Raw genomic sequence first — 25155 nt, 5'->3', positions numbered from 1 at the left:
GATGAATATGCCTGCAAATAACGCCGCCCCGGTGAAAGCCGCGCAGCCACCCAAAACCGCAATCTCGGCCCTATGGCGCCCGGCGCTGATCCAGGCCTTCGTCAAGCTGGACCCGCGCCAGTTGAAGCGCTCGCCAGTGATGTTGGTGGTCGAGCTGACCGCGCTCCTCACGACGGTGCTGTGCTTTGTGCCAGACGCCTCCGTGCCGACCTTTGTCGCCGTGCAAATCGCCGTGTGGCTGTGGTTCACCGTGTTGTTCGCCAATTTCGCCGAAGCCCTGGCCGAAGGGCGCGGCAAGGCTCGGGCCGATAGCCTCAAGGCCGGCAGCGAGGGCCTCAGCGCCCGGCGCCAGGAAGCCGACGGCGGCTTCAAGGTGGTGCCGGCCACCAGCCTGCGCAAGGGCGATGTGGTACGGGTCGCCGCCGGGGAAATGATCCCCGGCGACGGCGAGGTCATCGAGGGCATCGCCGCCGTGAATGAAGCGGCGTTCACTGGCGAATCCGCGCCGGTCATCCGCGAGTCCGGCGGTGACCGCTCGGCCGTCACCGGCAACACCCGGCTGGTCTCGGACTGGTTGCTGATCCGCATTACCGCCAACCCCGGCGAGTCGACGCTGGACCGCATGATCGCCCTGGTCGAAGGCGCCAAGCGCCAGAAAACCCCCAACGAAGTCGCGCTGGATATCCTGCTGATCGGCCTGACTATGATCTTCCTGCTGGTGGTGGTGACCCTGCAGCCGTTTGCCCACTTCGCCAATGGCAGCTTGCCATTGGTGTTTCTGGTCGCGCTGCTGGTGACGCTGATCCCGACCACCATTGGCGGCCTGTTGTCGGCCATCGGCATCGCCGGCATGGATCGCCTGGTGCGCCTGAATGTGATCGCCAAGTCCGGCCGCGCCGTGGAAGCGGCGGGGGACGTCCATGTGTTGTTGCTGGACAAGACCGGCACTATCACCTTCGGTAACCGGCGTTGCACCGCCGTCTACGCGGCTCCCGGTGTCAGCGCCAAGCAACTGGCCGAGGGCGCGCTGTTCGCTTCGCTGGGCGACGACACGGCTGAAGGCAAGTCCATCGTCGACTACCTGCGCGCGCTGCATCCCCAGGCCGAGCCGTCGGTGCAAGAGTTGACCGTCGTGCCGTTCAGTGCCGAAACCCGCTTGTCTGGTGTCGACTATCAGGCTCGGGTCTATCGCAAGGGCGCGGTGGATTCGCTGCTGGCGTTTGTCGGCCTGCAACGGCGCGACCTGTTGCCGGCGCTGTCCCGGGAAATCGACAAGATCGCCCAGAGCGGCGGCACGCCGTTGCTGGTGTGTGCCGACGGCAAGCTGCTCGGCGCGATTCACCTCAAGGACGTGGTCAAGCCCGGCATTCGCGAGCGCTTTGCCGAGCTGCGCAAACTGGGGATCCGCACGGTGATGGTGACCGGCGACAACCCGCTGACCGCCGCTGCCATCGCCGCGGAAGCGGGGGTTGATGACGTGTTGGCCGAGGCCACCCCAGAGAAGAAACTGGCGCGCATCCGGCATGAACAGAATGATGGCCGCCTGGTAGCGATGTGCGGTGACGGCGCCAACGACGCCCCGGCCCTGGCCCAGGCTGACGTCGGCATGGCGATGAACGACGGCACCCAGGCGGCGCGCGAAGCGGCGAACATGGTCGATCTCGACAGCGACCCTACCAAGCTGCTGGACGTGGTGCAGATCGGCAAGCAACTGCTGGTGACCCGTGGCGCCTTGACCACGTTTTCCATCGCCAACGACGTGGCCAAGTATTTCGCCATCCTGCCGGCGCTGTTCGCCACGATCTACCCGCAACTGGGCGTGCTCAACGTCATGCAGTTGAGCAGCCCGCAAAGCGCGATTCTCTCGGCGATTGTCTTCAACGCGCTGATCATCGTCGTGCTGATTCCACTGGCGCTACGCGGTGTGCGCGTGCAAGCGGCGAGCGCGGCGGCGTTACTGCGGCGCAACCTGCTGATCTACGGCGTCGGCGGGATCCTGGTGCCGTTTGTGGGAATAAAAGCCATCGACATGTTGCTGACGGCGCTGCACTTGGTTTGAGCCAGATACATAGGCTGAGTGGCCAATGCCCGTGGCGAGCGGGCTAGTCCGCTCGCCACGGGGCTGTTATTCGGGCCTGCCGCGTTGCTGCACGACCCGGTGTTATTCAACGAATGTGAGGAATATGAAATGACCAACATGATCCGTCCGGCCCTGAGTTTGCTGGTACTGCTGACCTTGATCACCGGCGTCGCCTATCCGCTGGTGGTCACTGGCGTGGCGCAAGTCGCGTTCCCCGACCAAGCCAACGGTAGCCTGGTGCGCGATGCGGAAGGCAAGGTGCGCGGCTCCAGCCTGATTGCCCAGGAATTTACCGGCGAGCGCTGGTTCCACTCGCGGCCTTCGGCAGGTGCGTTTGCCACCGTCTCCAGCAGTGCCAGCAACTTTGGCCCGAGCAATCCGGCGCTGGCGGCGCGGGTGTTTGACGACGTCGCTAAAATCCAGGTGCCAGGCCAGGGCCCCGTGCCCCTGGCGCTGTTGACGACCTCCGGCAGTGGTCTTGATCCACACTTGCCACCGCAGGCAATTGCCTATCAACTGGCGCGGGTAGCGGCGGCACGGCAGTTGCCGGTGTCGACCCTGGAGCGCCTGATGGACGAGCATATCGAACAGCCGCTGGTGGGGCCGCCGGTGGTGAATGTACTGGCGCTGAACATGGCGCTGGAAAAGTTGTAAACCGTTGCGCCGCCATCGCGGGCAATGCATTGCCCCTGTAGGAGCGGGCTTGCCCGCGATGGCGGCAGCATGTTCCCCACATCACTAACTGAAAGAAGACTGTTCCCATGAGTGACTCCGGCCGCGCCGACGCCCTCCTAGCCGACCTGCCCAAGCACGGCCGTGGCCGGCTCAAAGTATTCCTCGGTGCCGCCCCCGGCGTGGGCAAGACCTACGCCATGCTTCAGGCGGCCCACACCCAACTGCGCCAGGGCGTCAAAGTGGTGGCCGGGGTGGTCGAGACCCACGGTCGCGCCGAGACCGAGGCCTTGCTCAGTGGCTTGCCCCAGCAGCCGTTGCTGCGCTCGGAATACCGTGGGGTGATGCTCGAAGAGATGGACCTCGACGGCTTGCTCGCCAGCAAGCCCCGGCTGGTGCTGGTAGACGAACTGGCCCACAGCAACGCCCCCGGCAGCCGCCACGAAAAGCGCTGGCAGGACATCCAGGAACTGCTCTCCGCCGGCATCAACGTGTTCACGACGGTCAACGTCCAGCACCTGGAAAGCCTCAACGACCAGGTGCGCGGTATCACCGGCGTGCAAGTGCGCGAAACCCTGCCGGACTGGGTGTTGCAGGAAGCCGATGAGCTGCTGCTGATCGACCTGCCATCCCGCGAGTTGCTGGAGCGCCTGCGCGACGGCAAGGTCTACGTGCCGGAGCAGGCGCGGGCCGCCATCGATGCATTCTTTACCCAGACCAACCTCATGGCCCTGCGCGAGTTGGCGATGCAGACCGCCGCCGCTCACGTGGATGACGATCTGGCCCAGGGCTACCGGCAACTGGGCCAGGCCGCGCCGACCGTGCGCGGCCGTCTGTTGGTGGGGGTGGATGGCGACGCCGAGGCCGAACGCCTGGTGCGCCACGCCAGCCGTGTGGCCCAGCGCCGGCATTTGCCCTGGAGCCTGGTGCATGTGGACAACGGCCGTATGCGCGACGAGCAGTCGCGGCTGCGCCTGCAAAACGCCCAGCAGTTGGCTGAGCGCCTGGGTGGCGAAGTGGTGTTGCTGCGTGCCGGCGAAGTGGCCAAGACCCTGATCCAGCACGCGGCCGAACGCCGTGCCAGCCTGGTGCTGGTGGGGCAGTCGCGCCCACGCTGGCGGCGCCGACTGTTCGGCGGCGGTTTGGCGGCGCGCTTGCTGCGCAATGCCCGGGGCCTGGAAATCAACGTCCTCGACAGCGATGAAACGCCGGTGCCGCCACGCTTGCCCGAGGTGCGGGGCCTGGTGTGGTTCGACTACGCCCTGGCGCTGCTGGCAACCGTGCTGGCCAGTGCATTGGCGTGGGGGGTGTCGAGTATCCTGCCGCTGCCCAACATCTCCCTGGTGTTCCTCGCGGCTGTGCTGCTGGTGGCGGTTCGCAGCAGTCTGGGCCCGGCATTGGCCTGTGCGGCGCTGTCGTTCATGACCTATGACTTTTTGTTTATCCCGCCGAATTTTTCCTTCGCCATCCAGCGTGAAGAAGATGTGCTGACGCTGTTGTTTTTCCTGCTGATGGCGGCGCTTACCGGCAACCTGGCTGCGCGTCAGCGTCGGCAACTGCAAGCCCTGCGCGACACTCAGGAAGAAACCAGCGAGCTCCTCGACCTGTCGCGCAAACTCACCGCCGCCACCGACCGCCAAGCGGTGATCAGCGCAGCGGCCCATCATCTGCAGGGCTGGAGCGATTTGCAGTTGTGCCTGGTCAATCGCGACGGGCCCAGTGAGTGGAAAGTCGAGACCGGTGGGCCGATCACCTTCACCGAAGCCGAACGTGCCGCCGCCGACTGGGCCTGGCAGCACGACCAACCGGCGGGCATGGGCACTGGCACCTTGCCGTTTGGGCGTTGGTGGTGGTGGCCGTTGTCCGCTGAAAATGGTCCATTGGGTTTGCTCGGCGTCAGCCCCAAGGCCGGCCTGGAACTCAGTGGCCAACGTCGGCGCCTGCTCACGGCCTTGAGCCAGCCATTGGCCCAGGCGCTGGCCCGTGCCCAACTGGCGCAGAATCTGGAGGCCGCCCGTTTGCACGGCGAGACCGAGCAACTGCGCAGCGCCTTGCTGGCTTCGGTGTCCCATGATCTGCGCACGCCGCTGACCTCCATGCGCGGTAGCATCGACAGCCTGCTGGCCCTGGGCGAAGCCATTCCGCTGGAAGATCGCCGTGAGCTGCTTGAAGGCACCCGCGACGAAGCCGAGCGCCTGGACCGCTATATCCAGAACCTGCTGGACATGACCCGTCTGGGCCATGGCGCCTTGAAGCTGGCGCGCGACTGGGTGTCGCCCGGCGATATCGTCGGCAGTTCCCTCGCCCGTTTGCGCGCGGTGCTGGCGCCGTTGCAGGTGAGTACCGACGTGCCGCCCGAGTTGCCGCTGCTGTATGTGCATGCCGCCTTGATCGAGCAAGCCCTGGTCAATGTGCTGGAAAACGCCGCGCGTTTTTCACCGCCCCATGGTCGCTTGCAACTGCGTGCCGGTGTGGCGGACCAGGCGTTGTTTTTCTCGGTGAGTGATGAAGGCCCGGGGATTCCTGAAGAGGAGCGGGCGAAGATTTTCGATATGTTCTACACCGCCGCCCGCGGCGACCGTGGCGGGCAGGGCACTGGGCTCGGCCTGGCAATCTGCCAGGGCATGGTCGGCGCCCACGGCGGGCATATCAGCGTGGCCGAGGGCATCGACGGGCGGGGCACGTGCATCACCTTGTTCCTGCCATTGCAGACCCAGCCGAGCCTGGAAAGTGAAGCGTGATATCAGGTGCGCTACTCTTATTTTTTTTCAGCGATTGTGACGGAACACCATGAGCCAGACTGCGACGATTTTGGTCATTGATGACGAGCCGCAGATCCGCAAGTTCTTGCGCATCAGCCTGGAGTCCCAGGGCTATAAGGTAATTGAGGCTGGAACCGGCGCCGAAGGGTTGGCCCAGGCGGCATTGAACAAACCGGACCTGCTGGTGCTGGACCTGGGCCTGCCGGATATGGACGGCCAGCAGGTGCTGCGTGAGTTGCGCGAATGGTCGACGGCCCCGGTGCTGGTGTTGTCGGTACGGGCCAGCGAAGGGCAGAAGGTCCAGGCGCTGGACGGTGGCGCCAATGACTATGTGACCAAGCCGTTTGGCATCCAGGAGTTCCTGGCCCGGGTCCGTGCGCTGCTACGCCAGGCGCCTGTCGGAGAGGCCCAACAGGCGGCGCTGCAGTTTGGCCCGCTGACGGTCGACCTGGCCTATCGGCGGGTGTTGCTGGACGGTGTCGACGTGGCCCTGACCCGCAAGGAATACGCGGTGCTGGCGCAACTGGCGCGTTATCCAGGCCGGGTGATTACCCAGCAGCAGTTGCTCAAGGACATCTGGGGCCCGACCCATACCGAAGACAGCCACTACCTGCGCATTGTGGTGGGGCACTTGCGCCAGAAGCTGGCGGATGACCCGACCCAGCCACGCTTTATCGTGACCGAGGCGGGGGTGGGGTATCGGTTGTTGGGGGCTGAGGGCTGAGGGATTGTGGTGGCTGGACCGGCCTCATCGCGGGCAAGCCCGCTCCCACCTTTTGAATGCATTCACAAATCTGAATGTGGGAGCAGGCTTGCCCGCGATAGGGCCCCAAGCCCCAGCGAAGCTCTCAACTCTGCTCACTCTCATACCGATCCAACGTATCACTGGCAATCTCACGCCCCAGGGCGATCAGTTCCGGCGCTTTGTAGAATTCAAAAAACCGGCACACGCGCTTGGGCACGTTGATCAGCACATCCGGCGGGTAGCCCGCGATCTTGTACTGGGCCAATGATGTCTGCATCACCTCGAAACTCTGGTTGATCAGATCCAGCAGCGATGCCGGCCCCACGTTGTCGATGATGAATGAACCGGTAGCGGATTTCGGTGCACCAGCGGACTCAGGGGCGGCGGCTGGTTGCTGGGCTTCGGGCTCGGCGCCCTCGAGCCAGGGGTTGATATCAGCGGCTTGCGCCTGCAGCGCTTCCTGTTCCAGCAACAGCAGTTGCTCGGCCTGTTTGCGCCGAAACGGCAGGTGCGAACCCAACGAGCGTACCAGGTTGTCGAAGCGGCTCTTGAACGCCGGCGGGCGCTGGATTACCGGCAGGGTGTAGTGCTTCTGGTTGGTGGCGTTGAGGTTGACCGCAATGATCAGGTCGCAATGGCTCGACACCACCGGCACGATTGGCAGCGGGTTGAGCAGGCCGCCGTCCACCAGCATGCGGTTGCCTTGCATCACCGGGGTAAACAGGCTGGGAATCGCCGCCGAGGCGCGCATGGCCTGGTGCAGGCAGCCTTCCTGGAACCAGATTTCCTGTTGGTTGGTCAGGTCGGTGGCGACGGCGGTGTAGGGAATGCGCAGGTCTTCGATATTGATCTCGCCGACGATCTTGCGGATCTGCCCGAAGACTTTTTCGCCGCGTATCGCGCCCAGGCGAAAACTCACATCCACCAGGCGCAGCACGTCCAGATAGTCCAGGCTTTCGATCCAGTTGCGGTAGTCCTTAAGCTTGCCTGCGGCATAGATCCCGCCGACCACCGCGCCCATGGAGCAGCCGGCGATACAGGCGATTTCATAGCCGCGCTTTTCGATCTCTTCGATCACCCCGATGTGGGCATAACCCCGCGCTCCACCGGAGCCCAGGACCAATGCAACGCGTTTTTTCATGATCGGATCCTTCGCAAAACAGCTGTCCACAATGCACCCAACCAGGGGGCTGCTTCAATCCTAGCTGACAAGAGTGATTATTTTCATAAGCCGAGCTAGTTGCTCGGGTATGCTTTGGCTATCGGCGCTAGGCATTTCAGGCTGTGTGATAAGGCACTTTTCGATGTAGGCAACGTCTACATCCCACGACTGTTTTCTTTTCTTGAGGTGTCATTGATGAAAGCCTGGATGTGTTTGCCTGTGATTGTGTTGGCCCTGGCCGGTTGTGCCGGCAAAACGGCCTATCGCGATAGCTGCGGCAGCCAATTGGACGCGGCGTGGCACGAACTGGATTTGGCCAAGGCTGAAGGTTTCGCCGGCACGGTCAGCTATTCCAAGGCCCTGTCGTTGCTGACTGGCGCCAAGACCCAGCAACAATTCGAAGCGTTCGAAGGGTGCGCCAGCAAGGCGGAAAAAGCCCGTTTCTATATCCGTGAGTCGCGCGCCGGGCGTTGATCCGAGTCAGCGCAACATGCCGGGGTAGTGGTTAAGGTAGTTCCAGACGCCTGTTTTGCGCAGGTACATGGACGTTGTTTATCAGGGGAAGCAGCATGTCGGCGTTGGTGGATCAGTTGGTCGCCCAGGTCATTGGCCTGGAAGTCGGATTGTTGAGTTGCCAGGCGCGCCTGGCGGCGGTTACCGATGACGAAGCGCTGCATGACCTGCGCACCACGGTGCGGCGCCTGCGCAGCCTGCTGCGCCCCTTGCGCGGGCTGCCCGGCGTCGAGCAACTGGAAGCGGCCGCCAGCGCAGTCGGCCAATTGACCACGCCGTTGCGCGACCGTGAGGTGCTGGCGGCGTACTTGCAGCAGCACGGTTATCACGACGCTGCGGCGCGGCGTCTGCGCCAGCAGCCACAAACCTATCGGCAGGTGGCGCAAAGCCCGGAAGTCGCACAACTGCTGCTGATCCTGGATGCCTTTCCCCGTTTTATCCGTGCGTCAGATCATCAAAAACTACTCAAGGGGCTGCGGGCTCGCATCGAAAAACGGCTGGCCAAGCAATGGCAGACCCTCGATGCGGCCCTGCACGATCCCGGTCACGACCGCCATCGCCTGCGCTTGTTGATCAAGCGCGTACGTTACGCGGCCGAGGCTTATCCGCAGTTGGGGCAATTGCCGGCCAAGGCCATGTCCCGTCTCAAATCCGCCCAAGGCGCACTGGGGGATTGGCATGACTGCTGGCAATGGCTGGCGCAGGCCGAACACCAGGCGGATCTGCAACCTTGTGTTGCGGTCTGGCATCGCACCATGGCCCAGGCCGAAGGCAAGGCGGATCGGGTACTGGATAAGCTGGCGGCGGAGTGTTTCTGAGCCTGCGGCTTATCTGTCTGGGTATTTGGCCGGAATAAGCGCTGTACCTGGCTTGCACGCTGGTTAAGATCGCACAATCGATTTTCTTGATGTGAGGTCGCCATGCGCTTTAGTGATTTGCTCGACGCCGCCCGTAATAACCCGCTGGACGTGTCTATCCCGGCGCAATGGGCCCAGGGCCGTGCCACGTTTGGCGGCCTGGTCGCCGCCTTGCAATACGAAGCCTTACGCGCCCAGGTGCCGGCAGAACGGCCGTTACGTTCGTTGGCCGTGACGTTTGTTGGGCCGGTGGCGCCAGACGTCTCTGCCAGCTATCAAGTGGAAGTGTTGCGCGAAGGCAAGGCGGTCAGCCAGTTGCTGGGGCGGGTGGTGCAGGGTGGGGAAGTAATGACCCTGGCACAGGCCAGTTTCGGCGCATCACGGCCTTCGGAGATCGACGTGCCAGCATTGCCCGCGCCAACCTTCAAGCATTGGGACGAATGCCAGGAACTGCCCTATATCAAAGGCGTGACGCCTGAGTTCATGCGCTACCTGGCAATGCGCTGGAGCGTCGGCGGTTTGCCGTTCACGGGCAACAAATCCCGGGAGATGGGCGGCTGGGTGCGTTTGCGCGGGGATGTGAAGGAGGAGCCTTTGACCGAAGCGCATATCCTCGCGCTGGTGGATGCCTGGCCGCCGGCCCTGCTACCGCACCTGAAGCGGCCTGCAGCGGGCAGCACCCTGACCTGGACCATCGAATTCATCCAGCCTCTGGCGCAATTGACGACCCTGGATTGGTGCCAGTACCACGTCGAGATCGAGCATGCCCGCGACGGCTATGGTCATGCCGCTGCGATGTTGTGGGGGCCTGACGGCCAGTTGATCGCCATCAGCCGCCAGACCGTGGTGGTCTTCGCCTGAGCCCGCGTCAGTGGCGGTGGCGCTGACGCCAGGCTTGCCACCAGCCACCACTGAGGACAAAGCGCGCAAAGGTCACGAACTGCTCGACCACCAGGCGCTGCACTGCATCCTTACGATCACTGAACGGCTCGCTGGCCTGGGCTTCCAGGCTGTGCCCATGACGTTGCAGGGCCAGGCCGGCCAACACGCCGACCACGCCGATGGCAAAGCTGGCCAAGCTCAGGCTGAACACCCCGGACACAATCAGCAGAAACCCGACGATGAACAGCGGTACTGCAATCAAGTGCAACACCAGGTTGGTCGGGTGCTGATGGTTCTGCGGGTAGGCGCGCCATTGCCAGGCCGGGAGATTGGGGTGACGTTTGCCCATGATGATAAATCCTCTGTCCATTGATACTCGATGAACAGAGTCTAGGTGGGGCGGGCAGGGGCGGCGAATTGGGGTTGGCTATGGGGGGTATAGCCAATTGACGGGTTCAGCCAACGGCAAGCGTTGGCTGAACGGCAGGCAAACCTCACAACTTCAGTTGACCGATCGCCTTGCTCAACTCGCCAGCCAGGGTCGCCAGTTCGTTGCTGGTGGTCGCAGAGTCCACGGTCTGTTGCACGGTGTTTTCCGTGACATCACGGATGCTCACCACCGCGCGGTTCATCTCTTCGGCCACATGGCTTTGCTGTTCGGCGGCGACCGCAATCTGCGTGTTGCTCTCGCGCATCTGCGCCACGGCGCTGGTGATTTCCGCGAGTGAGGCGCCGGCTTCCTGGGCCTGCTGCACGCAGTCATCGGCCTTGAACGAGCTTTCCTGCATAAAATCCACCGCATCCCGGGTGCCGGCCTGCAGGGCCGAGACCATGCGCGTGATCTCATCGGTGGAGCTTTGCACGCGCTTGGCCAGGTTGCGCACTTCATCGGCCACCACGGCAAAGCCGCGGCCCATCTCCCCGGCGCGGGCGGCTTCGATGGCAGCGTTGAGGGCCAGCAGGTTGGTCTGTTCGGCGATGCTATGGATCACCCCGACCACGCCGTTGATCTTCTGACTGTCCTCGGCCAGCTTCTGGATCATCTCGGCGGTTTGCTGCACGCCGGTGGACAACCCGGCAATCGAACGCTGGACCCGGGTCACCACTTCCTGGCCGCTGCCGGCCAGGGTGTCGGCGGTCTGTGACAGGTCCCGTGTGGCGCCGGCGTGCTGGGCAATGTGATACACGGTGGCGGTCATTTCATTGATCGCGGTGGCTGCCTGGTCCGTCTCGCTTTGCTGGCCGAGCATGCCGTGCTGGACTTCATTCATGCTGCTGGCCAGGCGCGCGGCACCGTCGTCCAACAGTTTGGCGGTGCGCGCCACGGTACTGACCACCCGCTGGTAGCCGGCCTGCATGGCGTTGAACGCGCTGGCCATCTGCCCGACTTCGTCCTTGCAGGCCAGGGGAACGCGGGCCGAGAGGTCGCCGGTTTTTTCTACGTGCAGCATCACGTCTTTCAAGGTGTTGAGTTGGGCGAGCAAAAAGCGGATCAGCAGTTGCGAGGCACAGAGCATCGCCAGCATCAGGATCAGCACCGCCACCGCGTAGTTGGTGAAGCGTTCGGTAAACACCTGGCTCAAGCTCGGCGCATACGCCAGTACGGCGATTTGCTGGCCGTCGGCGCGGGAGATGACCTCGGCGCCCAGCAACGGGTTTTCGCCGAACAGCGGCATAGAGTTGAACTCGACCCAGGCATTGGCCTCGCTGAGGGCGGACAGGTCCTGGTCTGCCAGTTCGGGAGCCAGGCCCCGCTGGAACACCAGCCAGTGCTCGTCCTTGGGCAGCGGCTGCCCCGCCGGCCATGCGCCGAGCAAGCGCCCCTGGGCTTGTGCCGAGGCTTGGGAGGCATGGCTGCGGGCCTGTTGCTCAAGGTGCACGGCATACAGCACCAGCAGCAGCGTGGTGATGAAAGCGACCGCATTCACGGCCCAGAATTTGTACTTCAGCGAGATATTGCTAAGCCAGGCACCCATGGAAGGTTTTCTCTGATAGCGGAAACAGTTTTGGCAAGGTGCCATTATTGTGCCGCTATTCGGAAAAAGGGTGTTGATGTGGGTCAATGCGCCGCGTCAATCCAACGCAGGCAGGCCGAAAAACGCACGGGAGCAGGCGGTGCTGTGTTGGGCCAGGTCTTCCAGGCTTTCTTCGCGGTGCAGGGCCACTTCGCGCAACACCTCCGGCAAGTAGGCTGGCTCATTGCGCCCGTTCTTCGGTTTGGGCCGCAGGGTACGCGGTAGCAGGTAGGGCGCGTCGCTTTCCAGCATCAGGCGGCCCCGGGGGATTTCCCTGACAAGCGGGTGCAGGTGTGTGCCACGGCGTTCGTCACATATCCAGCCGGTGATACCGATATGCAGGTCCAGGTCGAGGTAGCTGAACAGTGCGCGTTGTTCGCCGGTGAAGCAGTGCACCACGGCGGCGGGCAGTTGATCGCGGTAGTCGCGCAGGATCTCCAGCAGGCGCTGGTTGGCGTCCCGTTCATGGAGAAACACCGGCAAGCGCAATTCGACGGCTAATGCCAGGTGGGCTTCGAGGACTTTTTCCTGCTGGGGCCGTGGTGAGAAATCACGGTTGAAATCCAGCCCGCATTCACCCACGGCGCGTACCCGGTCCTGGCTGAGCAGGTCACGCAGTTGCCGGGCGCTGTCGGCGTTCCAATCGCTGGCGCTGTGGGGGTGAATGCCCGCGGTGGAGAACAGCCGTTGGGCGCTTTCATCCCAACGCTGGCACAGTTCCAGGGCCTGTTCGCTGCCTTGCACACTGGTGCCGGTGACGATCAATTGGCCCACGCCGGCGGCATAGGCGCGGTCGAGCACGGCCTGGTGTTTGTCGTCGAAACTGGGGTTGGTCAGGTTGACGCCAATATCAATGAGTTGCATGGTGCTATCTCCGCCTGCGGCCGGAAAGTCTATCAGAGCTGTAGATTTATAAGAAAAACCTAGAACTACAACGAGTTATCGCTGTCTTTGAACGTCGCAAGTAACACCGTGGTTGGCCGATGAGCTGCTGCTGTGACACCCTTGCGCCCAAAGTCTGCGCCTCTGGCGCTCTGTTTCTGTCCCCCAATGTGGCGTTTTGCGCGGTGCATGGGGCCTTGTTCTTTCCGGAGAGCGGATGATCCGACCCTCGGCATTGCTCATGGTATGCCTGACGCTGCTGCTGCCCACGGCGGCGGTTGCGCGCCTGGACGGGCCGCTGGAAGTGACCAAGACGGGCAAGGTCCGCGACCTGGCCGAAATCCGCAGCAGCCGCACGTTACGGGTGCTGGTCAACCAGAGTCGCAACAGTTCCGGCGAAGTCCAGGGGCAGTCCATCGGTGCTGAATACCATCGCCTGCGCGCCTTTGAACACTACCTTAATGGCCGGGCCCGTGACGGCCAGGAAATCAACCTCAAGATCATTCCCAAGGCCAAGGACCAATTGCTGGGGGCGCTGGCTCGCGGCGAAGGCGATCTGGTTGCCCCCGGTGAATTGCTGGATGCGACGGGGGCCCACAAGATCAGCAGCAGTGACCCGATTGCCAGCGATGTGCCGCTGTGGCTGGTGGGGCTCAAGGGCGAGCGGCGGTTTACCCGGCTGGAACAGTTGTCTGGGCGCACTTTGGCCTTGACCACCGGCAGTGCGGCGGGGGAGGCGGTCAACCAGATCAACCAGAAACTGGCGCTGCGCAAATTGCCGCCGGTCAAGGTGGAATGGGTGGACCCCAGCCTGGCGGTGGAGGATGTGCTGGAGATGGTCCAGGCCGGGATCTTCCATCTGACCATTGTCGAGCGACCGATTGCCGAGCGTTGGTCCAAGGTCCTGCCCAAGCTGCGTTTTGATCGGCAAGTGGCGATCAGCGAGCCGGGCGAAGAGTACTGGTTCGTGCGCCAGGATGCCTCGATGCTACGGGCGAGCATTGATCGCTTCCTGAAAACCTACAAGACCCCGTCAGACCAGGATGTGGCTTTCCAGCGTATCTATCGCCGTCTCTATAAGGTGCGCTATCCCCTGGCGCGGGCTGATCGCCAGCGCCTGGAAAAGCTGCGCCCGGTGCTGCAAAAGCATGCCCGGGAACAAGGCATGGACTGGTTGAACCTGGCGGCCCTGGCCTTCAAGGAGTCATCGCTCAATCCTGCGGCGAAAAGTGGCAGCGGGCCGACGGGCCTGATGCAGATCACCCCGTCGGCCGCCCAGCGGGTCGGGGTCAACAATATCCAGACCCTGGACAGCAATGTGCAGGCGGGCGCGCGCTACCTGGCCCTGATTCGCCGCAAGTTCTTCGCCAGCCCCAAGCTCAACGAGCGCGAGCGCATGGCGTTCGTGCTGGCGGCCTACAACATGGGGCCGGAGCGGGTACAGGGCATGCGTGCCGAGGCCAGGCGCCGGGGCTTGAACCCCAATCAGTGGTTCTTTCAGGTGGAGCGCATCGCCATGGAGCAGGTCGGAATGGGCGGTGTCAGCTATGTTAATAGCGTGAACAAGTATTACTTGGCCTTTGATCGGGAACGGGACTCCCTGGAGCCGGTGTCAGCGAAGATTGTCTCGCGAAAATAATCGATATTATCGATATGATTTAGGCATTTTTTCGGCTTTTATCATTATTTAAACTGATTAATATAGCGACCAACCAACCCCTACATTGAAAGGATTGCCAGCATGAGCCCATTGATCAACAACATTCTGTCCACCCGCGCAGGCTACGGCTTGACGGTACTGCGGATTTTCGTCGGTATCATTTTTGCCGCCCACGGTTCGCAAAAACTCTTTGGCTGGTTCGGTGGTGGTGGCTTGGCGGGGACGGCGCAGTGGATGGAAAGTATCGGCCTGGCACCGGGCACTCTAATGGCACTGTTGTCGGGCGGTACCGAGTTCTTTGCCGGCCTGGCGCTGATCATCGGTTTGCTGGTGCGTCCGGCAGCGCTGGGCCTGACCTTTGTCTCGCTGGTGGCGATTTTCTCGGTGCATATCAGCAACGGTCTGTTCATGGCCAACAACGGCTACGAGTTCGCCCTGGCACTGTTGGGCGGCACAGTGGCGGTGCTGTTTGAAGGGGCTGGCAAACTGTCTGTCGACCGCGCAATCGCCAATTGATCCTGCTAACGCTCCTGTAAAGGCCCGCCCCGTGCGGGCCTTTTTCGTTGTACGGGATTCTTGACACTTCCCCACCGGCTTCTCTAGGATGCTGCATGCGCCGATTTAAACAGCTAATTGCGGGGCGCCACAGGGACTCGATGCAGCCCCGACAGAAGCCTGTTCCAGGTTTCGAAATACCGCTAAAGCGCTGGTTCGGTGTTGCCTCTCACCTGCCCGCAGACTTTTGAGGCAGAGACACGACACGATGAATGCACTACGACCTCTTGTACGCTTGGCCCCGATCACTGCGGGCCTGACTCAGCGCAATCCGAAAATTCTTCTTGGCGGCAAGCACCAGCCGACGCTGCTGCGTTATCTGGATGGCTGGCCCCGGCGCACGGGTCGTCCTTCGGCTTTCCTGATCCAGTTTGTCGAAGACGGCGAGTCCCTGGCGCGTTTTGCCACGAACAGCTTTGATCTGGCGGTGATCCAGGCGCCGAACGCCGAGGATGCCGATGAGTTCATCCGACACCTGACCCGCGTGGCGCGCCAGGGCCTGATTACCCGGCGTTGACCTGCAACGCTCAGTAGAACACTGCGGCAGGCGGGTGTTGGCGACGTTGGTGGGAGATGAAGATCCCCAGGCCGAGCAGGCTCACTATCAGCGGAACGGTGATGATAGAGAGCAGCATCACGATGAGCTCCAGTTGGTAGACGTTCTTGTAGGCGTCTTTTTTCAGCGTGTGAAGCTCCATGCGTAATCGCAGGCGTTCTTTGTTTAACGCTTGCAGCAACGTATTCGAGGAAATGGCCTGGCTCCCCGATATCAATGACGGCGTGTTCAGCGACTGCCATTCTTTTTCTGCCTGGTCCAGGCGTTGCTCCAGGAGGGTGGCTTTTTTTCGGTAGGACTGTTCGGCCTCGTTGCGCAGCCTGTCCAGCAACCCTGGTTGTTGCTGATCGCTTGCACGAGGGCTGATAGCACTTAGTGCGTCGGACGCTGCCAGGTTATCCAGGGTATTGAGGACAAACCTGGCATTGCCCGAACGCAGCGCTTTTTGTCCATTGGCGGTGCGTGCGGCCAGCCAGATGCGGTCACTGAGCAGGTCAGTGTCGGCAACCAACACTACATGGATCCTGGCGGCCTTTTTCACCGCAGCTTCCTGGCCATTGATACCTTCAGGGAAGGCAGAATAGGCGGGCCCCTCGATACGAGCTGCGATCACATTCTGCCGACCGCGAGTGGCAGCCTCGCTGATCATGGCGTCGAATGCGTCCTGTTGAGCGAAGCGTGCCCCATCGAACGTGCTGGCTTGCCCGGAGCTCTGGATCAGCGGGGTGAATGCAGTGCGGCTTTTTTTCAGTGGCGTGAGCGTACCAGAATTTAACAGCGTTACGCTGTCAACGCCCCAGGTGCTGATATCGTGCTGCGCCATCGTCTCTCTGGGCAGGGTGAGCGCCCCAGGATGGCGTATGGGCGGCTGGCCGACGGCAAGCACTACCGGGGTTGCATAGCGGCTGTCTGCCAATACCTTGTTCGCCTGCATCTGCACCCCCCATGCGGCAAGCAGGTTTTGTTGGCCTGAGGTATCGGCGGTTGAGTCCAGGTCATCCAAGGGGTCAACAAACATCATCAACTTGCCCCCTGCCAGGACAAACTGGTCAATGGCAAAGAGTGTCTGTTGTGGCAGTCGAGCGGGCTGTACGACCATCAAGGTCCTGACGTTCCCGGGGATACGCGAAATGTCGCTGCCCAGGCTCATCAGATTGAAATGGCTGCGAATTTCCTTGAGTAGCTGCCACTGTGGGGTGATTTCCTGATTGCGTTCATTTCGGCTGCCATTCATGGCTAATCCAGAGATCAACCCGATGACTGGCTGTTCCTGGCGCGCGACATTGTGGATCAGGTGACTGATTTCATACTCCAGGAACTCCACCTGGGCGGGGTCGAACCGCTCGATTTTCTGGGGCTCTTGGTTTGCACGGGTTCCGATGAGCCCAAACAGCCCTTGTTTACTATCAAGGCCCAATAATTGGGCCTTGTACTCATCTTCTGAAAAGGGTTCAGGGTCAATCAAATGCAGCGTAATGTTGCCCTTGGACGCACTTTCATAGGCCTTGAGCAACAGGGCGATGTACTCGCCATGGCTTTTCAAGGCTTCACTCTTGCGGGGGTGGCTTGCGTTGAAAAAATACAAGTCCATGGGCGTTTCAAGCTCCGCGAGCAGGGCGTCGGTCGAAGGCGATAGGGTGTAGATTTTTTTCTCTGAAAGGTCCAGCCGATAGTTGGGCAGTTTCAGTGCCCATACCAGATTGAAGGCGAGAAAAAGCAAGGCGATGACGATCAACGTCACACCGAAGTTCATAAGGTTCCTCATGGGGATTTCCTTCCTCAGCCTTTTCTGAAATTTAAAGTAAGAGTGGTCGCGGTGAGGAAGGCAATGATCATGCTTATGAAGTAGGACGTGTCGTGTAGTGTCAGAAGGCCGTTGTCTATCGCGTTGAATCGTATCCGTGGATTGAGTGAGATCAAACTGTCAATTACCCAGATGGGGGCCTGATGCTCCAACATATCCAGTACAGATGATAATGTGCTTGCTGTTAACAATAACGCGAGTGTGATAGCAAAAATAATAAGGCGATTATAGGCCAGGACACAGACAAGGCACGCGAACGAAAGATAAGCACCGGCCAGTAGCCAGCTCCCTATGAATTGGGCCAGGATGCTTAAATTGTCCGCCATAGCCAGGTAATTAATGGCGATGACCAGCGGGAAATTCAATGAAAGCGTTAATGCGCAAAGGCTCCAAGCGGCCAGAAATTTGCCCAGTGTCAGTTCGAGGGCTGATATCGGTAGTGTATTTGTAAAGGAGAGCGCATTGTCTTTGTGCTCGTCCGACCAAAGCAGTGTGGAAATAAATGGAATGAAAAAAAGATAAAGCCAGGGGTGGAACTGAAAGAAAGCGTGTAAGTTTGCTGGAGGTTTTTCCAGGAAATTTCCTATATGAAAGCCGAGCGCAGTGTTAACAATCAAGAAGATCACGATACCAAAATAAGTGGCCGGGCTCGACAAGTAGTTACTCAGTTGCCGCTTGAATATCACGGGTAGACGTTTCAATTGGGCATCTCCTGGCTCAAATGATGGATGACATCGCTCAGGCGTCCCGGCTCAAGGCTCAAGGTATTGATCTTCCAGCGGCGGTTGGCGACCAGGGCATTGACATGTGGATAGATGATTTGCCCCGGCATCGCGAGTACCGTCACACTGCCGTGGGCATGCCGGTCTTCTTCGATGCCAGCTACCCCCGGAAGCACAGCCAGCGCCAGGAGGTCCAGGGGGGTATCGGCGGCCAGGGTGATCGCCTGGTAATGGCGCGAGCTACGCTGTAACTCGGTGACGGGGGCATCGGCCAGCAATCGACCCTCGACCAGAACCAGCGCCCGCTGGCAGATACAGGAGAATTCTTCGGGATTGCGTGAGGCAATAATGACCGTCATATCTTCGGTCAACGATTGGATAAGCGCCCCGATCTTTTGTTTTTGCAGGGGGGCCAGGCCTTCTGTAGGTTCATCGAGCAACAGTAGCTTGGGGGTATGCAGGATGGCTTGGGCCAGCGCCACTTTGCGCCGGTGCCCTGGCGGAAGGGCTGCGATAGGTGAGTCAAGTACTCGCCAAAGCTCCAGGCGGGTGATCGTCCGATCGACCATCTTGCGCTTTTCCAGGCCATGGAACCCACGAACTTCGGCCATGTAGCCCAGAAAACTTTTTACCTTCATGTTGCCATGGCCGAGTGCCGATTCAGGCTGGTAACCTATTACTTTTTTTGCCTTTATGGGGTGGTTAGAGATATCTGTGTCATATATTTTCATCGTGCCTGAAGTTGCCGGGATTGCGCCTGAGAGCAATTTGAGGAGCGTACTTTTTCCTGCCCCGTCATGTCCAAACAGTCCTAGACATTCCTGAGGGCGGGCGCTAAATGTCAAGTTGTCGATTGCAATCGCTCGTCCTGTTTTTTTTGTTAGATTTTTTATTTCGATCATTGGGTTTTTCTACTTGGTTGTTTGCCGGGACACGCTGAGTATTCGGCGGTCTCAATAGCCTGTGTGTTCAGGTTGGAAATTGCCGAGGGTTGACGGTGAAAAGTATTGATTAAGTGTTTCAGATGCAGCTTTGTTAAAAAATGGTACGTTCAATAGGGGGGCTTGGAAACGCTGAAATGCTGAAATAAGGTAATTCCTACATGTAGCTCAATCACTCGCTGAAACAATTGTGTTGCTCTTGATGTTTTTTTGAATTGATAGATGGCGTGTATATGAAGTACTACCGTAATGGAGTCCGACACTCATGATGCTTCTACGTACTCTTGTTCTTGAACACTCTGGTCATGATTCCCCGGTCAACGGTGCATTGCTCTGTTGTTTTGCGATACCGCAAATTGCTTCGAACTTTCTTGTCTATAGCCTGGACGAAGAGGTTGAGCCAGGGAGTTCTCGGGTCTATATCGCCGCCTTGCGTAAAAAAACCGAGCGGTATTTTCTTGGCGGTATCGAGTCCAAGGAGAGCCTGCAACTGGCGATGAGCGTCCTCAAGCAGATCATCACCCTGGCCACGGGGTCCGGTGTCAAGGATGGAAATACCTCAGCGTCACAAGTGCCTTATCATTTCATTGACCTGAAGGGCAGCAAGCTACCGACGGCCAGGCCGGAGGATCACCATTCGCTGATGATCAAGAAAGCATTGGTGATGAAGGTAATCACCCTAGGGACTTCAGTCATCGGTCTGCCTGCGATTGAGAGTACCGAGTTGATTGTGCCGTCTATTCGTTTCTCGTCAAAAATGGTGTCGCCACCCGGTACGGCAGATGGCACTGAGGTTGTGGGGCAGGGGGCGGATGAAGAACCGTCAGTTGTCTTGCCGGTGGCAGCGCCTGCTGACCCATTACCTTCCCCGCCTAAGGGAGCGGTGCCGCAGGTACCCGCTCCGCGAGTGCAGCAGCAGCCTGTTACGTCGCCAGAAGTCGTTTCGTCAGTTGTGGCCCGGGAGCAGTCATCCCTGCTTGAAGTGGACACCACGCTGACCAATCTTGCCCGTGTGGCGCAAGAGTTGACGCAACAAAAGCGTGCAGTGTTCCAGCAGCAGGAGGAGCTTGAGCAGCACAGAAGTCAGTTGTTGCGGGAAAAAACCGCACTGGAGCAGGCCAATCAACAGCTGGCCGCACTGGAGTCAGCCTTGCAGCAGCGAACCGAAGCGTTGAATGGGCGTGAGGAGCACCTGGCCCAGGATGCGCAGTTGCAACAGGCAGAACAACGCCGCCTGGAGGGCTGGGCCCGCCAGTTGGAAGATGAGTCATTCAGGCTACAAGCGTTGGATAGGGCATCCCAGCAACAGGCTGAGCAATTGGCGGCCGGTCTGGGGCAGTTATCGGGCTTCAGGGGCGATCTGAAGGGGTTGCTTTATCGCCTGGACGGAACCTTGTTTCCGGTTGAGAAAGTCGACCGGCAGCAGGACTCGGATGCAGGCAATGTGTCTGGTCCTGATTGACCTGGGGAATCAGGCCTGGCTACTTTCTGGCGTTCATTTATCATCAAGGCCGACCGATTGCTGTCAGGCAGCCAGTGCACTCTTGGCTGATGCAGGGGTGGTTTGAACCAATGGACATTTCCTGGGGATGTGACGCTTTTGAGTACCAAGCTGATTACCAAAGAAGGTCATGAGGCGCTGAAGAAAGAGCTTGATTACCTGTGGCGAGAAAAGCGTCCTGATACAACACGCAAGGTCACTTGGGCTGCCTCGCTGGGAGACCGTAGCGAAAACGCCGACTACCAGTACAACAAAAAGCTGCTGCGCGAAATCGACCGCCGGGTGCGTTACCTGCGCAAGCGCCTGGAAGATATGCGGGTGGTGGAATACATGCCCGAGCAGGAGGGCAAGGTGTTCTTCGGAGCCTGGGTGGATATCGAGAACGAGCAGGGCGATACCAAGCGTTTTCGGATCGTGGGCTATGACGAAATTTATGAGCGCATGGATTACATCTCCATCGACTCACCCATGGCCAGGGCCTTGCTGCGCAAAGAGGTGGACGATGAGGCCATTGTGCAGACGCCCGGCGGCGAAATGTGCTGGTGGATCACTGGCATCGAGTACATCAGGTAGGCGCCGGCTTGCCGGCGATGGCGCGAGGAAGAACGCCGTGATGCAGTGAGCCGGCTCCCACAGGGGAGCCGGCTTTTTTGTTTCAACCTTCGCGCAATACCGTCAGCGGGCTGGCGTTCAGCGCACGGCGTGTACCGAACACCCCCGCACCGCCGATCAAGACTGCACCAATCACCGGAAGCACCAACAGCCAGGGATGAGGGTGCCAGACCAGGTCGAACGCATAGCGATACAGCACCAGGGTCACTAACTCGGTCCCCAGCGCCGCCAACAGCCCACTGACCGCACCCAATAGACCAAACTCGATACGTCGGGCCTTGACCAGCAACTTGCGCTCCGCCCCCAGGGCGCGCAACAAGGCGCCCTGGCGGATGCGTTCGTCCAGGGTGGCCTGCAGGCCGGAGAACAGCACCGCCATGCCTGCCGCCAGGACAAACAGCAGCACATACTCCACGGCCAGCGTGACCTGGGCCAGGATGCTGCGCAGTTGGGCCAGCAGCGCCTCGACTTGCAGGATCGTGACTGCCGGGAAGGCCCGGGACAGGTCGACGATCTGCTGGTCATGGCCGGCGGCCAAGTAGAAGCTGGTCAGGTACGTGGCCGGTAGGTCCTTCAGGGTGCCAGGTTGAAAGATCATGAAGAAGTTGGGTTGGAAGTTGTCCCAGTTGATCTCCCGCAGGCTGGTGACCCGGGCTTCACGGTTTTCCCCGCCAACGGTGAAGACCAGGTGGTCGTTGAGCTTGAGCTTGAGGCTTTCGGCTACCTTGGTTTCTACCGAGACGCCAGGTATCTCATCCTTCGGTTGATCCGCCCACCAGGTGCCCGATGTCAGGGTGTTGCCCGGGGGCAGGTTGGCGGCCCAGGTCAGGCTCAAGTCCCGCTGTATCGCACGATCGCCACTGGAGTCCTTGCTGACAATTTCCTGCACGGGTTCGCCGTTGATGCTGATCAGGCGCCCTGGTACCACCGGATACAAGGGTGCTGCCTGCGCTTGCAACTCCAGCAGGCGGGCACCGAAGGCGTCCTTGTCGGCCGGCAGGATGTTGAGCGCGAAATAGTTGGGGGCGTCCTTGGGCAACTGATTCTGCCAGGTGTCCAGCAGTTCGCCACGCAGCAGGGCGATCAACCCCATCGACAGCAGGATGAGGCCGAACGCCAGGGACTGGCCCGCCGCCGCCAACGGGTGGCGCAATAACTGGCCCAGCCCCAGGCGCCAGGGCAGGGCTGCACGCGCCAGCAGGCGGCGCAGGCTTTGCAATAGCAACAGGAGCAGGCCGCCGAGGATCAGGGCGGCGATAACCCCGCCGCCCAACAGCGCGAAGGTCAGCACCAGGTCCAGGCTCAGGCGCCACATGATCAGGCCCAGGGCAAACAATGCCGCGCCATACACCATCCAGGTGCTGGAGGGGATCGGCAGCAAGTCGCGCCGTAGAACCCGCAGCGGTGGTACGCGGCCCAGGGCCGCCAGGGGCGGCAGGGCAAAACCGGCCAGGGCCACCAGCCCGGTACCGATGCCGGCGACGGCTGGCAGCAATCCGCCAGGCGGGACATCTGCCGGCAGCAGATCGTGCAACAGGTAAAACAGACCCAACTGCGCCAGCCAGCCCAGTGCCGCACCGGCGAGACTGGCCAGCAAGCCCAGGACGGTCAGTTGCAGGCTGAACAGCAGCATGGTTTCGCGCCGCGACAGGCCCAGGCATCGCAACAGCGCACTGGCGTCGAAGCGGCGGCTGGCAAAGCGGTTCGCCGACAGGGCCACGGCCACTCCGGACAGCAGCACGGCGACCAGGCTGGCCATGTTCAGGTAGCGCTCGGCCTTGCCCAGGGCACCGCCGATTTGCTGGTTGCCGTCCCGTGCATCCTGCAGGCGCTGGTTGGCCGCCAGGCCAGGTGTTATCTGGTCGCGGTAGGTTTGCAGGGCGGTACTGGCTGGCGGCGCGCGCCACAGCTCGCGGTAGCTGACGCGGCTGCCTGGCTGGACCACGCCGGTGGCCTCAAGGTCGGCCAGGTTGATCATTACCCGTGGGGTGAGGCTGTAGAGGTTGCCGGCCCGATCCGGCTCATAGGTGAGGACGCGGGTCATGCGCAGGGCTTTCATGCCGACGTCGATACTGTCGCCGACTTTCAGGTCCAGTGCGGTCAACAGGCGCGCCTCGACCCAGGCCTCGCCGGGTTTCGGGCCGCCGCCCGAGGTCTCTTGTGCGAACGGTTCAGCCGCGCTTTTCAGTTGGCCGCGTAGCGGGTATTGCTCGTTGACCGCCTTGATACTCGAAAGCTGAATGCCGTTGTCGGTGGCGATGACACTGGAGAACTCCACCACCCTGGCGTGCGTCAGGCCCAGTTGCGTGCCGCTGGCTACCTGCTCGGAACGGGCGGGGGAGCTGCCCTCCAGCACCAGGTCGGCGCCGAGGAACTCGGTGGCGCGCAACAGCATGGCGCCGTTAAGCCGCGCACCGAAATAACCGATGGCAGTGCTGGCGGCCACTGCCACCAGCAGGGCGAAGAACAGCACGCGCAACTCACCGGCGCGGGCATCACGCAGCAATTGGCGCAGGGCAAGGCTGAACAGGCGCAACAGCGGCAGGCGTGCCATCAAGGCTCCAGGGGCTCGACCATCAGGCCGGCTTCAAGGCGGATCAGGCGTCGGCAGCGATGGGCCAGGCGCTCGTCGTGGGTCACCAGCACCAGGGTGGTGCCGTTTTCTTTATTGAGTTCGAACAGCAAGTCGCTGATGCGCTCGCCGGTATGGCTGTCGAGGTTGCCGGTGGGTTCATCGGCAAACAGCACGTCCGGTTCGGCCGCGAACGCCCGGGCAATCGCCACTCGTTGCTGCTCGCCACCGGAGAGCTGGCGGGGCGAATGGGTCAGGCGCTGGCCCAGGCCGACCCGTTCGAGCAAGTGCCGGGCGCGTTCGCGGGCGTCCTTGCGCCCGTCCAGCTCCAGGGGCAGCATGACGTTTTCCAGGGCGTTGAGGCTGTCGAGCAATTGGAACGACTGGAACACAAAACCGACGTGTTCGGCGCGGATGCGTGCCCGCTGGTCTTCGTCCAGGAGGCTCAGGGCCTGGCCGGCGAGGGTAACCTCACCGCTGCTGGGCAGGTCGAGCCCGGCCAGCAGGCCAAGGAGCGTGGATTTTCCGGAGCCGGAGCTGCCGACGATAGCCAGGCTATCGCCCTTGTTCAGTTCCAGGCTCAGTTCGTGCAGGATGGTCAGTTCACCTTCCGCGCTAGGAACCACTTTGCTAAGGTTCTGCGCGGTGAGAATGCATGCGCCCATGGAGAATCCGATGCGAATATGGTTTTTGAGTGCTGGCCTGGCCCTGATGTGCATGGCCCAGAACGCAGCGGCGGGTACTGTCCTGATCGTTGGCGATAGTATCAGTGCCGGTTTCGGCCTGGATACCAGCAAAGGGTGGGTGGCGCTGCTGGAGCAACGGCTCAAGAGCGAAGGTTTTGACGATAAGGTGGTCAATGCTTCCATCAGCGGCGACACCAGTGCTGGTGGCCTCGCGCGGCTGCCGGCGGCACTTGCAGAGCATAAGCCGGACCTGGTGATTCTTGAGCTGGGCGGCAATGATGGGCTGCGCGGGCAACTGCCAACGCAATTGCAACAAAATCTTGCTTCGATGATCGAGAAGTCCAAGGCCAGTGGTGCCAAGGTGCTGCTGTTGGGTATGCAATTGCCACCCAATTATGGGAAGCGTTACACCGAGGCCTTTGCCAAGGTCTATGGTGACGTGTCCGAGGTGCAAAAGGTCCCGTTGGTCCCGTTTTTCCTGGAGGGAATCGGTGGTCATCCCGAAATGATGCAGGCTGACGGAATCCACCCGGCAGTCGGCGCCCAGGCCAAGTTGCTGGAAAATGTCTGGCCGACGCTAAAACCGCTGTTATGACGCTTTTCTAGCAGCGGTCTTTCGGCTAAGGTGGCGCCCCCGATTTGGAGCCCCCGATGTCGTCGCGTCCTGCCTGGTCCCTGTTTGCCTACCAACTGATCGAGCCCGACGAGCAGTTGGATCTGTTCGCCTGCCAGGAAGTGAAGGTGCATCTGGTGACGCGCCAGTTGGAGCTGGGCGGCACCATCGACCGCACGCTCTGTGGCACATTGCTGCCGGCCCAGCCACGCTGGTCCTCGGTGGATCGCTCGATCTTCCAGGATCAGCGCCTGTGCCCCCTGTGCCGGGCGATTCTCGAATCGCAAAAGCGTGGTACGCCGCCTATCTGGCCTGAGCTGCGCTTCGAGCTTTAAGGGCCGCTACACGCTACAATCGCCATTT

The 25155-nt window shown here is 61.0% G+C and carries 23 protein-coding genes; 14 read left to right on the top strand and 9 right to left on the bottom strand.

The features are described from left to right. Position 1 precedes the first annotated feature (1 nt). The 4 genes from kdpB (at position 2) to BLL38_RS18930 (ending at position 6238) form a co-directional block, all read left to right on the top strand. Entirely contained in the window at positions 2-2059 is a 2058-nt protein-coding gene (gene kdpB, locus BLL38_RS18945; protein WP_076963900.1) for a potassium-transporting ATPase subunit KdpB, read from the top strand. A gap of 129 nt (positions 2060-2188) precedes the next feature. Next, positions 2189-2734, top strand: coding sequence for a potassium-transporting ATPase subunit KdpC (gene kdpC, locus BLL38_RS18940; protein ID WP_076963899.1), 546 nt, complete (start codon positions 2189-2191; stop codon positions 2732-2734). A gap of 107 nt (positions 2735-2841) precedes the next feature. Then, the gene (locus BLL38_RS18935) at positions 2842-5493 is read left to right on the top strand and encodes a sensor histidine kinase (RefSeq protein WP_070995180.1); all 2652 of its coding nucleotides are present in this window, start codon (positions 2842-2844) and stop codon (positions 5491-5493) included. A gap of 49 nt (positions 5494-5542) precedes the next feature. Beyond that, complete coding sequence (locus BLL38_RS18930) at positions 5543-6238, top strand: response regulator (RefSeq protein ID WP_076963898.1); 696 nt, start codon at positions 5543-5545, stop codon at positions 6236-6238. Positions 6239-6362: 124 nt separating this feature from the next. Here BLL38_RS18930 and BLL38_RS18925 read toward each other — a convergent pair whose 3' ends face one another. Continuing rightward, on the bottom strand, positions 6363-7400 hold the full coding sequence (locus BLL38_RS18925; RefSeq protein WP_029300796.1) for a patatin-like phospholipase family protein: 1038 nt from the start codon (positions 7398-7400) through the stop codon (positions 6363-6365). Positions 7401-7616: 216 nt separating this feature from the next. Between BLL38_RS18925 and BLL38_RS18920 the strand changes: the two genes are divergently transcribed. The 3 genes from BLL38_RS18920 (at position 7617) to BLL38_RS18910 (ending at position 9652) form a co-directional block, all read left to right on the top strand. Further along, positions 7617-7895 (top strand): hypothetical protein, encoded by a 279-nt coding sequence (locus tag BLL38_RS18920; protein WP_029300795.1) that lies wholly within the window; start codon positions 7617-7619, stop codon positions 7893-7895. Positions 7896-7990: 95 nt separating this feature from the next. Then, positions 7991-8752 carry a CHAD domain-containing protein gene (locus BLL38_RS18915; RefSeq protein ID WP_076963897.1) on the top strand — a complete coding sequence of 254 codons (762 nt, stop codon included), beginning with the start codon at positions 7991-7993 and terminating at the stop codon, positions 8750-8752. A gap of 102 nt (positions 8753-8854) precedes the next feature. Then, positions 8855-9652: an acyl-CoA thioesterase gene (locus BLL38_RS18910; RefSeq protein ID WP_076963896.1), complete on the top strand. Its 798-nt coding sequence runs from the start codon at positions 8855-8857 to the stop codon at positions 9650-9652. Positions 9653-9659: 7 nt separating this feature from the next. Here BLL38_RS18910 and BLL38_RS18905 read toward each other — a convergent pair whose 3' ends face one another. The 3 genes from BLL38_RS18905 to BLL38_RS18895 all read right to left on the bottom strand — a co-directional run bounded on the left by BLL38_RS18905 (position 9660) and on the right by BLL38_RS18895 (position 12552). After that, on the bottom strand, positions 9660-10022 hold the full coding sequence (locus BLL38_RS18905; protein ID WP_029300792.1) for a DUF962 domain-containing protein: 363 nt from the start codon (positions 10020-10022) through the stop codon (positions 9660-9662). Between the two features lie 145 nt (positions 10023-10167). Continuing rightward, entirely contained in the window at positions 10168-11649 is a 1482-nt protein-coding gene (locus tag BLL38_RS18900) for a methyl-accepting chemotaxis protein (protein WP_076963895.1), read from the bottom strand. Between the two features lie 96 nt (positions 11650-11745). Beyond that, a complete protein-coding gene (locus BLL38_RS18895; RefSeq protein WP_076963894.1) occupies positions 11746-12552 on the bottom strand; it encodes a TatD family hydrolase in 807 nt (268 codons plus the stop codon). Positions 12553-12787: 235 nt separating this feature from the next. Between BLL38_RS18895 and BLL38_RS18890 the strand changes: the two genes are divergently transcribed. From BLL38_RS18890 to BLL38_RS18880, 3 genes are all read left to right on the top strand, one after another. Further along, entirely contained in the window at positions 12788-14209 is a 1422-nt protein-coding gene (locus tag BLL38_RS18890; RefSeq protein WP_076963893.1) for an MltF family protein, read from the top strand. Positions 14210-14311: 102 nt separating this feature from the next. Next, the gene (locus BLL38_RS18885; protein ID WP_076963892.1) at positions 14312-14746 is read left to right on the top strand and encodes a DoxX family protein; all 435 of its coding nucleotides are present in this window, start codon (positions 14312-14314) and stop codon (positions 14744-14746) included. Between the two features lie 247 nt (positions 14747-14993). Beyond that, positions 14994-15302: a hypothetical protein gene (locus tag BLL38_RS18880; RefSeq protein WP_076963891.1), complete on the top strand. Its 309-nt coding sequence runs from the start codon at positions 14994-14996 to the stop codon at positions 15300-15302. 10 nt (positions 15303-15312) lie between these two features. Here BLL38_RS18880 and BLL38_RS18875 read toward each other — a convergent pair whose 3' ends face one another. From BLL38_RS18875 to BLL38_RS18865, 3 genes are read right to left on the bottom strand one after another with little or no spacing between them, the layout of a single operon-like run. Continuing rightward, the gene (locus BLL38_RS18875; RefSeq protein WP_242627621.1) at positions 15313-17094 is read right to left on the bottom strand and encodes a Gldg family protein; all 1782 of its coding nucleotides are present in this window, start codon (positions 17092-17094) and stop codon (positions 15313-15315) included. Between the two features lie 26 nt (positions 17095-17120). Beyond that, on the bottom strand, positions 17121-17846 hold the full coding sequence (locus BLL38_RS18870) for an ABC transporter permease (RefSeq protein ID WP_076963889.1): 726 nt from the start codon (positions 17844-17846) through the stop codon (positions 17121-17123). Beyond that, the gene (locus tag BLL38_RS18865) at positions 17843-18769 is read right to left on the bottom strand and encodes an ABC transporter ATP-binding protein (RefSeq protein WP_076963888.1); all 927 of its coding nucleotides are present in this window, start codon (positions 18767-18769) and stop codon (positions 17843-17845) included. The genes BLL38_RS18870 and BLL38_RS18865 overlap by 4 nt, the downstream gene beginning before the upstream one ends. A 304-nt stretch (positions 18770-19073) precedes the next feature. On the opposite strand from BLL38_RS18865, the gene BLL38_RS18860 reads away from it, so the two are divergent. Beyond that, on the top strand, positions 19074-20270 hold the full coding sequence (locus BLL38_RS18860; protein WP_076963887.1) for a hypothetical protein: 1197 nt from the start codon (positions 19074-19076) through the stop codon (positions 20268-20270). A 138-nt stretch (positions 20271-20408) separates the two neighbouring features. Further along, entirely contained in the window at positions 20409-20882 is a 474-nt protein-coding gene (greB, locus tag BLL38_RS18855; protein WP_032863073.1) for a transcription elongation factor GreB, read from the top strand. A gap of 82 nt (positions 20883-20964) precedes the next feature. On the opposite strand, the gene BLL38_RS18850 is transcribed toward greB, so the two are convergent. Beyond that, a complete protein-coding gene (locus BLL38_RS18850) occupies positions 20965-23475 on the bottom strand; it encodes an ABC transporter permease (RefSeq protein ID WP_076963886.1) in 2511 nt (836 codons plus the stop codon). Then, entirely contained in the window at positions 23475-24158 is a 684-nt protein-coding gene (locus tag BLL38_RS18845; RefSeq protein ID WP_032863069.1) for an ABC transporter ATP-binding protein, read from the bottom strand. The genes BLL38_RS18850 and BLL38_RS18845 overlap by 1 nt, the downstream gene beginning before the upstream one ends. A gap of 10 nt (positions 24159-24168) precedes the next feature. Between BLL38_RS18845 and BLL38_RS18840 the strand changes: the two genes are divergently transcribed. Both BLL38_RS18840 and BLL38_RS18835 read left to right on the top strand, forming a co-directional pair. Then, positions 24169-24774 (top strand): arylesterase, encoded by a 606-nt coding sequence (locus BLL38_RS18840; protein ID WP_076963885.1) that lies wholly within the window; start codon positions 24169-24171, stop codon positions 24772-24774. A 56-nt stretch (positions 24775-24830) separates the two neighbouring features. Further along, on the top strand, positions 24831-25127 hold the full coding sequence (locus tag BLL38_RS18835) for a hypothetical protein (RefSeq protein ID WP_029297976.1): 297 nt from the start codon (positions 24831-24833) through the stop codon (positions 25125-25127). The last annotated feature ends 28 nt before the right edge of the window (positions 25128-25155 follow it).

Origin of the sequence: Pseudomonas gessardii, from assembly GCF_001983165.1 — a bacterium.
GTDB classification, from domain to species: domain Bacteria; phylum Pseudomonadota; class Gammaproteobacteria; order Pseudomonadales; family Pseudomonadaceae; genus Aquipseudomonas; species Aquipseudomonas gessardii.
This window is presented reverse-complemented; position numbering and strand designations above follow the sequence as displayed.